9 protein-coding genes are annotated in these 9,677 nt (G+C 70.7%); 5 read left to right on the top strand and 4 right to left on the bottom strand.

Annotated features, from left to right (window positions below; translation table 11 throughout):
* The first annotated feature begins 252 nt into the window (after window positions 1–252).
* The 3 genes from ACEPPI_RS30760 (at window position 253) to ACEPPI_RS30770 (ending at window position 1,721) form a co-directional block, all read left to right on the top strand.
* Window positions 253–819 carry a DUF4291 domain-containing protein gene (locus ACEPPI_RS30760; protein ID WP_373918544.1) on the top strand — a complete coding sequence of 189 codons (567 nt, stop codon included), beginning with the start codon at window positions 253–255 and terminating at the stop codon, window positions 817–819.
* Between the two features lie 96 nt (window positions 820–915).
* On the top strand, window positions 916–1,362 hold the full coding sequence (locus tag ACEPPI_RS30765) for an SRPBCC domain-containing protein (protein ID WP_373918545.1): 447 nt from the start codon (window positions 916–918) through the stop codon (window positions 1,360–1,362).
* Window positions 1,359–1,721, top strand: a complete 363-nt coding sequence (locus ACEPPI_RS30770; protein ID WP_373918546.1) for an ArsR/SmtB family transcription factor — start codon at window positions 1,359–1,361, stop codon at window positions 1,719–1,721. The genes ACEPPI_RS30765 and ACEPPI_RS30770 overlap by 4 nt, the downstream gene beginning before the upstream one ends.
* A gap of 45 nt (window positions 1,722–1,766) precedes the next feature.
* On the opposite strand, the gene ACEPPI_RS30775 is transcribed toward ACEPPI_RS30770, so the two are convergent.
* On the bottom strand, window positions 1,767–2,612 hold the full coding sequence (locus ACEPPI_RS30775) for a helix-turn-helix domain-containing protein (protein WP_373918547.1): 846 nt from the start codon (window positions 2,610–2,612) through the stop codon (window positions 1,767–1,769).
* A gap of 260 nt (window positions 2,613–2,872) precedes the next feature.
* On the opposite strand from ACEPPI_RS30775, the gene ACEPPI_RS30780 reads away from it, so the two are divergent.
* Together ACEPPI_RS30780 and ACEPPI_RS30785 are read left to right on the top strand one after the other, a co-directional pair.
* Window positions 2,873–3,541, top strand: a complete 669-nt coding sequence (locus tag ACEPPI_RS30780; protein ID WP_373918548.1) for a DUF4097 family beta strand repeat-containing protein — start codon at window positions 2,873–2,875, stop codon at window positions 3,539–3,541.
* Window positions 3,542–3,599: 58 nt separating this feature from the next.
* On the top strand, window positions 3,600–5,879 hold the full coding sequence (locus ACEPPI_RS30785) for a DPP IV N-terminal domain-containing protein (protein WP_373918549.1): 2,280 nt from the start codon (window positions 3,600–3,602) through the stop codon (window positions 5,877–5,879).
* A 48-nt stretch (window positions 5,880–5,927) separates the two neighbouring features.
* Here the strand turns inward: ACEPPI_RS30785 and ACEPPI_RS30790 are convergent, their stop codons facing one another.
* The 3 genes from ACEPPI_RS30790 to ACEPPI_RS30800 all read right to left on the bottom strand — a co-directional run.
* Window positions 5,928–6,788 carry an immunity 49 family protein gene (locus ACEPPI_RS30790; RefSeq protein WP_373918550.1) on the bottom strand — a complete coding sequence of 287 codons (861 nt, stop codon included), beginning with the start codon at window positions 6,786–6,788 and terminating at the stop codon, window positions 5,928–5,930.
* Window positions 6,789–6,914: 126 nt separating this feature from the next.
* Window positions 6,915–7,775, bottom strand: a complete 861-nt coding sequence (locus ACEPPI_RS30795; protein ID WP_373918552.1) for an immunity 49 family protein — start codon at window positions 7,773–7,775, stop codon at window positions 6,915–6,917.
* Window positions 7,776–7,786: 11 nt separating this feature from the next.
* Window positions 7,787–9,677 (bottom strand): hypothetical protein (locus ACEPPI_RS30800; RefSeq protein ID WP_373918553.1); only part of this gene is annotated, 1,891 nt, incomplete at its 5' end.

Here is a 9,677-nt window from a genome sequence, read left to right on the forward strand (position 1 = left end):
GGTGTTGACGGTTCGTCACCTGTTGATCACCCTTGTGTTGAGCGATTCGTCGCGAGGGGACGCCAAGGGAGTGTTTCCTGCCTTGACGAGTGCGGGTCGTGGGGTGGCGGCTGCCGTGCCGCGCTCGGGGTGCGCACGAACGCACGCCGCCACCCGCAGGTTCCCGTCCGGGCGCGTCACCCGCGCGGCTCCGGGGGCCGGCCTGCGAAAACGGTTCGCGAGGCCGGCGGGACGGGTGGCAGGGTGCGGCTCATGGCGCCCCAGCATCAGATCCGTGCCGACTACGACGCCCACACGATCGTGGTCTACCAGGCGTACGCGCCCGCCATCGCCGACGCGGCGTTGCGGGCGGGCCGCTTCGTCCCGCCGTTCTCGTTCCACCGGATGACGTGGATCAAGCCGTCGTTCACGTGGCTGATGCACCGCAGCAACTGGGCCCGCAAACCCGGCCAGGAGCGCGTCCTCGCGGTGCGGATGACCCGGGAGGGCTGGGAGCACGCCCTCTCCCGGGCGGTGCTCACGACAGCGGACCCGGCCGCTGTGGCCGGGGCGGCCGTGCACGTCCAGTGGGACCCGGAGCGGTCGGTGCGCGGGGCGGCGCTCAACCACTACAGCATCCAGGTCGGCATCGGCCGGAACCTGATCCGCACGTTCGCCGACGACTGGGTCGTCGGCCTCACCGACCTCACCCCACAGGTCCGCAAGGCGGCGTCCCTGATCCGGGCCGGGCATGCCGCGAAGTCCCAGCGGCTGCTCCCCGCGGAGCGCGTCTACCCGCTCCCCCGGGAACTGGAGGACCGCCTGTCCGCGGGGGCGTGACCGGCCACCCGGGATGTGCAACCTTCCGGTTGCGCAAGGAGGGGGTTAGGTGCAACCCTGGAGTTGCATCAATGGTGTCGAGGAAAGAGGCTCGTCATGATCCAGGACAGGATCGAACGCGAAACCCTGATCGAAGCGCCGCTGGAGCGGGTCTGGTCGCTGGTGACCGAACCCGGGTTCTGGGTGGCCGAACCGGAGAGCGTGGCCGGGACCGTCGCCCGGGAGGGCGAGTCGATGCTGGCGAAGAACCCCAAGTACGGGGACTTCCCCGTGCGCGTGGAGAAGGTCGAGCCGCCGACGTACGTCGCGTACCGCTGGGCCAGCGCCTTCCCGGGCGAGGAACTGCGCGGGGACAACACCACCCTCGTGGAGTTCACCCTGACGCCGGAGGGCGACGGGACGCGGCTGCGCGTCGTCGAGAGCGGCTTCGCGGGGCTCGCCGGGGCCGAGGAAGTGCGCGCCAAGGCGCTGGAGGACAACACCGGCGGCTGGCCGCAGGTGCTCGACGCGTTCAAGAAGCGGGCCGAGGAGTCCTCGGCGTGACGGAACCGAGGCCGGGCGGCGCGGAGGGCGTGGATGGCGTACTCGCCGCGCTCGCCGACCCCACGCGGCGCCTGCTGCTCGACCTCCTCGCCGCGCGGGGCGAGGCCAGCGCGACCACCCTCGCCGAGGGGGTCCCCGTCTCGCGCCAGGCCGTGGTCAAGCACCTCGCGGTGCTGGAGGCCGCCGGTCTGGTGCGCGGGGGACGGGTGGGGCGTGAGGTGCGGTACGCGGTCCGGCCCGCGGCACTGGACGCGACGGCCCGCTGGATGGCCGCCCTCGCGGCCGACTGGGACCGCCGTCTGGCACGCATCAAGCTCCTCGCGGAGACGGCCGAGGCCGCGGAACGGGACGCCCTTTAGGGCGGCCCGTCCGCGGCCTCGGCCGCACGCGTGCGTCGCGGCCGGCTATCCGCGCTCCGGGCCCGTCGCAGTGGTGTCGGTGGCGGCGGCGGTGGTGTCGACCGTGTCGGCCGCTGCGCGGTCGGCCTGGGCGGCGTCATCTTGGGCGGTGTCGGCCTGGACGGCGTCGGCCGGGGTGCCCTCGGGCTTCGGGTGGAGGATGTCGCGCGCCTGGTCGGCGGCGCGGGAGATGCTCTCGGAGACGAAGTCGACGAAGCGGGCGATGTTTTCGAGGCGGACGGCGGCGGGCGTGTCGGCGCCGAGGACGCCGACGCCCTGGCGGGCGGTTTCGGCGAGCACGGCGGTGCCGCGGGCGCTGGCCATCATGGACTGGTACCAGACGTCGTTGTCGGCGACGTAGCGTTCGCGCCGCCGTTCGTCGCGTTCGCGGCGGACGAGGCCCTGGCCGTCGAGGTAGCTGATCGCCTTGGAGACGGACGCCGGGCTGACCTGGAGGCGCTGGACGAGTTCCGACGCGGTGAGGCTGCCCTCGTCGGTGGTGAACAGGCAGGTCAGCACCCGGGCCATCATCGTGGGCATGCCCGACTGCACGAGGACGGTGGTGAACGTCTCCTCGTACGCGCGCAGCGCCTCGGGGTCGCGCCCGTGCGCCGGTGGGGGCGTCTGGGGGCTGCGGGCCGCGGTCTGGCCGCGCCGGTGGGTGCGGCGTTCGGTGGCGCGCTGGGCCAGGTCGGCGCGGTAGCCGGTGGGGCCGCCGTTGCGCATGACCTCGCGGGTGACCGTCGAGGTGGGGCGGTCGAGGCGCCTGGCGATCTCCGCATAGGCGAGGCCGTCGGCCACCCCCAGCGCGATCTGCTGGCGTTCCTGCTGGGTGAGCCTGCCTCCCGGCATCGCGGTCTCCTTCGTGCGTGGCCTTCGGCGGCCCTCAGCGGCCCTTCGTGGCCCCGGCGCCTCCAGCATAGCGTTCACGCCCAATTCATTGCAACGCTCATGGTCGTGATTGTTGCGTTAAGTCTCATACCGTTGCAACGAAATTCGGTATCTGACCTGCAAAGATGTCACTCTTTCGCAACGAGTCTGTTGCCTGCTCTGCGAACGCAACGTAGCTTTTGCGGAGTCGGAAAACGAAAACAGCCGAAGGAAGCAACATCATGCAGAAGTTCCAGACCCCCGCCCCGGTCTCCACCGTCCTCGCCGTCCCCGCCGGACGCGTCCGCTTCATCGCCACCGACCGGGACGACACCACCGTCGAGATCCTGCCCTCGAACGCCTCCAGGAGCCGCGACGTCAAGATCGCGCAGCAGACCACCGTCGACTTCCACGACGGCGTCCTGCGGATCACCACCCCGGCGCCGAAGAACCAGGTCCTCGGCGCCACCGGCTCCGTCGAGGTGACCGTCCAGCTGCCCGCCGGCTCCCGCGTCGAGGCCAAGGCCGCCGCCGGCGAACTCCGCGGTGTCGGACGCCTCGGCGAGGTCGCCTTCGAGGTCTCCCAGGGCTCGATCGAGCTCGACGAGGCCGCGGGCGCCCGCCTCACCGCCCTCGCCGGCGACATCTGCGTCGGCCGCCTTCGCGGTGACGCCGACATCAGCACCCAGAAGGGCGACATCCGCGTGACGGAAGCCCACGACGGCGCCCTCACCCTGCGCACCCGGGCCGGCGACGTGACCGTCGGCGCCGCCCGGGGCGTCTGCGCCTCCCTCGACGCCGGCACCGGCCACGGCCGCATCCACAACGGCCTCGCGAACACCGGGGGCACCGCCGGCCTCACCATCCGCGCGACCACCGACCACGGGAACATCACCGCCCGCAGCCTGTGACGATCCCCCCACCACCCCCCCTCGACATCGACTCCAACTCCGGCAAAGGGCGAGAAGAATGACCACCGATCAGGACTACCGGGCCGCCGAACAGCTCCTCAGCCGCCCCGCCCGCCCCGGCGAGCTCGTCACCGCCGACAGGGTCAGGCCGCAGTGGATCGACGGGGGCGCCCGCTTCTGGTACGCCGTGAGCGACGGCGCCGGCAGGCGCTTCGTCCTCGTCGACCCGGCGGCGGGCACCCGTGAGCCGGCCTTCGACCACGCGCGGCTCGCCGCCGCGCTGGCCGACGCCTCCGGTCAGCCGGTCGACCCCGAGGCCCTGCCGTTCGCGGCCATCGACCTCCAGCCGGCCGCGAACGCGGTCGAGTTCTTCGCGCTGGGCGCGTACTGGCGCTGCGGCCTGGACGGTTACGTCTGCGAGCACGCCGAGTTGACCCCGCAGGGCAGCCCCCTGGAGGTCACCTCGCCCGACGGCAAGGTCGCGGTGTCCCGCCGCGGGCACGACCTGTGGGCCCGCTCGCTGCCGGACGGCCGCGAGTGGCCGCTGACCACGGACGGCGAGCCCGGCAACCAGTACGGCCCCGGCCCCGACTGCAACGCCAACACCACCCTGCTGGCCAAGATCGGCCTCCCGTACCTGCCGCCCGCGCTGGCCTGGTCGCCCGACTCCACCAGGGTCCTGGCCCACCAGAGCGACGAACGCGAGGTCCGCGAGACCCACCTCGTACAGGCCCGGCCCGCCGACGGCGGAGCGCCCCTCCTGCACACCCAGCGCTACGCCTACCCCGGCGACGAGCACGTCCCCCAGGCCCGGCTGGTCGTACTGAACGTCGCCGACGGCACCGTCGTCCGCGCCCAGGCCGACCCGCTGCTCATGCCGCAGCTGTCGCCGATCGCGACCAAGTGGGCGTGGTGGGCCCCGGACGGCTCGGCCGTGTACTACCTGGACCGTCCCCGCGACCAGCGCACCCTCACCCTGCACCGCATGGACCCGGCGACCGGCGAGGTCACCGCCGTCCTCGGCGAGACCGGCGCCACCCGCGTCGAGCCCAACCAGTGGGCGTACGAGCCGCCGATCGTGCGCGTACTCGCCGACGAGGTGCTCTGGTACTCGCAGCGCGACGGCTGGGGCCACCTCTACCGCTACGACCTGCGCACCGGCGCGCTCCTGGGGCAGGTGACCTCCGGCGAGTGGGCCGTGCGCCAGATCCTGCACGTCGACGAGGCCGAGCGGGTGGTGTACTTCACCGCCTCCGGGCTCGTCGAGGAGGACCCGTACCGGCGCACGGTCTGCCGCGCCTCCCTGGACGGCTCCGGCTTCGCCAAGGTCACCGACGACGACCTCGACCACGTGGTCACCGTCTCGCCCGGCCGGGACTGCTTCATCGACTCCGCGTCCACCGTGGACACCCCGCCGGTGACCCGCGTCCTCGACTGGTCCGGCCGCGTCCTGACGGAGCTGGAGCGCGCCGACATCAGCAGGCTCACGGCGACCGGCTGGACCGCGCCGGAACGATTCCGCGTCAAGGCGGCCGACGGCGTGACGGACATCTACGGCATCCTCTACCACCCCCGCGGCTTCGACCCCGACCACCACTACCCGGTGGTGGACCACGTCTACCCCGGCCCGCAGGTCACCCGGGTCGCCCCGTGCTTCGACCCCGGCGGCATGGGCCTCGACGCGGAGCCGCTCGCCGCCCTCGGCTTCGTGGTGATCGCACTGGACGGACGCGGCACCCCCGGCCGCAGCAAGGCCTTCCACGACGCCTCCTACGGCCACCTGGCCGACGCCGGCTCCCTGGCAGACCACGCCGCGGCACTGCGCCAGCTCGCCCTGACCCGGCCGTGGATGGACCTGGACCGCGCCGGCGTCCTCGGCCACTCCGGCGGCGGCTTCGCGGCGGCCCGCGCCATGCTCGACTTCCCCGACGTCTACAAGGCCGGGGTCGCCCTCTCCGGCTCGCACGACGCCCGCCACTTCAACCTGGGCTTCGTCGAGACCTACGACGGCGCCGACAACCCCGAGGCCTGGGCCCGCACCTCCAACGTCGACCTCGCCGACCGGCTGGAGGGCAAACTCCTCCTCGTCCACGGCGAAATGGACGACCAGGTCCACCCCGACCAGACCCTGCGCCTCGCCGACCGGCTCCTCGCCGCGGGCAAGGACTTCGAGCTGCTCGTGGTCCCCGGGGCCGAGCACACCTTCCTCGACTGCCTGTCCTACGTCCGCACGCGCTGCTGGGACTTCCTGGTCCGTGAACTGACGGACACGAAGCCCCCCGCCTACCGCCCGGCCCCGATCGCCATCAGCCCCGAAGCGCTCGCGGAACTGTTCTAGACGGCCCGGCCGGGCAGGGACTCGTCCCGGAGGGCCTCGGCGTGTGCATCAGACCTCGAACTCGCCGACCCAGGAACGCTTCAGCAGGTGCTCGGGCAGGTAAGGGGACGCGACGTCGACGGGGATGCCGCCGTCGTAGGCGAGACAGGCGACGGCGAGGATGCCGATCGGCACCAGTCCGTCGATGTCCTCGGCCCGCTCGGGGGTGGCCGTCCAGTACTGCTTGTGGAGTTCGAGGGACTCCAGCAGCGTGGCGTGGAATCCCTCCTCGTCCTTCCGGAGGAACTTGTAGAAAAGGTTGATCGGCGGATAGGCCACGTGCTGGATGTATTCACGCCCCGCGATGACCGCCACGTCCGGGTGCGACCGCTGGAACGTCAGCGTCAGTTCCGGCACCAGTTCCGGCCGCTTGAGCCAGTACGCCTGGAGCGTCGCGACCCAGTGGTAGAGGTAGTCGTCGTGATCGGAGCCCGAAGCCCGGAGCACGTCGAGCGGCACCTCGCACAGCGCGGTCATCTTCGGCTGGTCGCGCGTGATGATCGCGAACCAGAACGCCTCGAGCCAGGCCGTCGCATGCGTGTAGCGCGTCGGGCCCGTGGCCTGCAGCGTACGCATCTCATGGTGAATGCGGACCTCGGTCGACCCCTCGGTCATCTGCGCCGCACGGAACAGCGCGGAACCCAACTGCGCCGCTGCGACCACGGCCTCCCAGGTCCCCAGCTCGGCACCCTGTGGATCCACCCGGAAGCGGGCGTCGACGTAGAAGGCGGCGTCCTGCCATACGGTCCCGAGCTTCCGGGGCGTCGATCCGAGCGCCTCGACATCCCGGGCCAAACGCTCACCGAGCCCTTCGACCCAGTTCACGCTGGCGGGCCTCGGCTCCGAATGGCCGGCAACGAAAACGTTCATCGTCTGCCTTTTTCCTGGGATGAGATCAATTCGGCGGACTGCCCCGGTGAACCGGAGGCCCGGGAGCTCCTCACACCCGGTCACCCCGCCCACCCTGTGAACCCCTTGTCCGCCACAAGCGACACGTCACACCTCGAACTCGCCTACCCAGGAACGCTTCAGCAGGTGCTCGGGCAGGTACGGGGATACGACATCGACCGGGATCCCGCCGTCATAGGCGAGACAGGCGACGGCGAGGATGCCGATCGGCACCAGACCCCGGATACTGTCGGTCCGTTCGGGGGTGGCCGTCCAGTACTGCTTGTGGAGTTCGAGGGCCTCCAGCAGCGTGGCGTGGAATCCCTCCTCGTCCTTCCGGAGGAACTTGTAGAACAGGTTGATCGGTGGATAGGCCACCTGCTGGATGTATTCACGCCCCGCGATGACCGCCACGTCCGGGTGCGACCGCTGGAACGTCAGCGTCAGTTCCGGCACCATTTCCGGCCGCTTGAGCCAGTACGCCTGGAGCGTCGCGACCCAGTGGTAGAGGTAGTCGTCGTGATCCGCGCCCGATGCCCGCAATACGTCGAGCGGCAACTCGCACAGCGCGGTCATCTTCGGCTGGTCACGCGTGATGATCGCGAACCAGAACGCCTCGATCCAGGACTGCGCGTGTGCGTACGGGACCGGCCCGATCGCCTGCAGCGTCCGCATCTCGTGGTGGATCCGCACCTCGGCCGACCCCTCGGTCATCCCCGCTGTACGGAACAACGCGGACCCCAACTGCGCAGTCGCGACCACGGCTTCCCACGTGGCCAGTTCGGCTCCCTGCGGGTCCACCCGGAACCGGGCTTCGCTGTAGAAGGTGGCATCGCTCCACACAGAGTCGAAATTCCGGGAAGACGCGCCAAGAGCGTCGATGTCCCTCGTGAGGTGATCACCAAGCCTGTTGACCCAGTCGGAACTCGCGGGCCTCGGCTCCGAATGGCCGGCCACGAAGACGGTCATCGCTTCCCCTGTCATTTGGTGAGATCGAATCGGCGCATAGTGTATCCGGCATAAGTGCCCGTATTATCCGCCCCCTTGACGACGACGTAATCTATCCTCGGCGGGTTCGCGTCCAGCGCCGCCTTGAGTGCTTCGTGCAAATCAGCTTCGCTCTGGATCTTTTCTCCGCGGATCTTCATTTGCTCAAGAATGTCCTTGAAGTAGGTGCGCGTACCCTGCGAAACCCGGACACCACCTACACGGCGCTCACCCAGGTCGGTGGTGACGTGGCTCTTTGCCTCGACCACGACGTACCGGTCACCGCGCTTGTACACCTGGTCGAACTGGTCGTTGCCGTTGGCCGGGCCGTGCAGCTTCTGTTCCTGGGCGCCGGGGAACTCTCTCGGTATCGCGTGTTCCCGGGCCACGGCTTCGCCGTAGGCCTCGCTCTGCTTGGAAAGGGCCTCGTGGAACGGCGCGTGGTGCGCCTTGGCCGCGTCGAGAGCGGCCTGGTTCTCCAGAGTTGGAGCGGCCTTGTGTGCCGCCTTGGCATCTCCATAGGCGTCGTGCGGACCCTTGTCGTTGACGATGGCGTCATGACGGTCCTTCGCCGCCTGGTCGAGCGAGTCCCTCATTTCGTGGGTGACGGAGGGGTGGGTGTGGTCGACCGAGGTCGCCTTGCCCAGGTAGTCCGGGGGAACCGGCGGGGGAATGTCCGACTTCGGAACCCAGACGTCGGGAGCGGTCTCCACGAGCTGCGGCGGGACCAGGCCGGTGTGGTCCGGCACGTCGGCCCGCAGACGATAGCCGAGCTTGTTGTAGTACTTCTTGAAATAAGGGTCCGCCGGGTCGTTCGCCCTGTGGACCTGGTACTCCATGATCTGCTTGCGTTCGGCGTTCGTGTACTGGTGCGCGTTGTCCCGGTGCGGCGGGAGCTCCGGGCGCCCGTCGTGGCCGGGAGCCACCGGGCCGCCGCCGTCGCCGCCGTGGCCGCCGTGGCCGCCGTGGCCGAGGTTGTCGGGGATGTCGGGGAGGCCGGAGCCGCCCTGGTGCGGGACTCCACCGCCGTCGCAGCCGTGGGCGGTGCCGCCGGTGGGGGTGGTGTCCGTGCCGCCGTGGCCGCCCGTGCCCGTTCCGCTGCCCGGTTCGGTGTGGCTGTTGTGGGCGCCGTTGTCCGCGACCCCGCCGGGGGTGTGGTCTACCGCGCCGCCCGGGGTGTGGCCGGCCGTGCCGCCCGGGGTGTGGGCGGTGGCGTCGGCGGTGTGGGCGCCGACGGTGGCCGGGACGTTCTCGTGCTTGGGGACTTCGGCCAGGGGGTGGTCGGCACCCTTGGGGACGGCGGTGAGGTCCTGTTTGGGCAGGCCGTTGTGGTCCAGGAGCTGGTTGGTGGTCTTGTCGTAGAACTGGGGACGGCCCAGGGCGTCGTCGGGGAGGCGGACGGTGTCCTCGGGGTGCGGGAAGGTGATCCCGGGGGCATCCGCCTTCGGGAGGTCCTTCCAGATCACGTCGTCGATCTTCGGGAACGCGCCGTCGGCCTTGCCCAGGTTCGCGAAGAGGTCACCGATCTTGAGTTTGGCGAAGGAACCGGCCTTGCCGATGTAGGTGATCGGGTCGATCAGGCGGCCCGCCTTGCCGGCCACGGACAGGACCTTGCCGACCGTGCCCGCCTTCGCCGCCGTACCCGCACCACCGGTGAACACGGTCGTCAGCACGTTGAAGGTGACCGCGCCGGCGGCGCGCGCCGGGTTCTTGCCCCACTCGTCCCACGCGACCAGCGCCTTGCCCGTCTCCTTCATCGCCGTGCGCGAATCCCGGATCCACGGCGGCAGGTCCTTGTCATCGGCCAGCCAGAACGCCGTACCGATCCCCGGCATCGACGCGATCACCAGACCCGTCGCCAGCTTCGCCAGCCCCGTCCACGCC

The organism is Streptomyces sp. AB3(2024) (assembly GCF_041862025.1).
GTDB lineage: Bacteria > Actinomycetota > Actinomycetes > Streptomycetales > Streptomycetaceae > Streptomyces.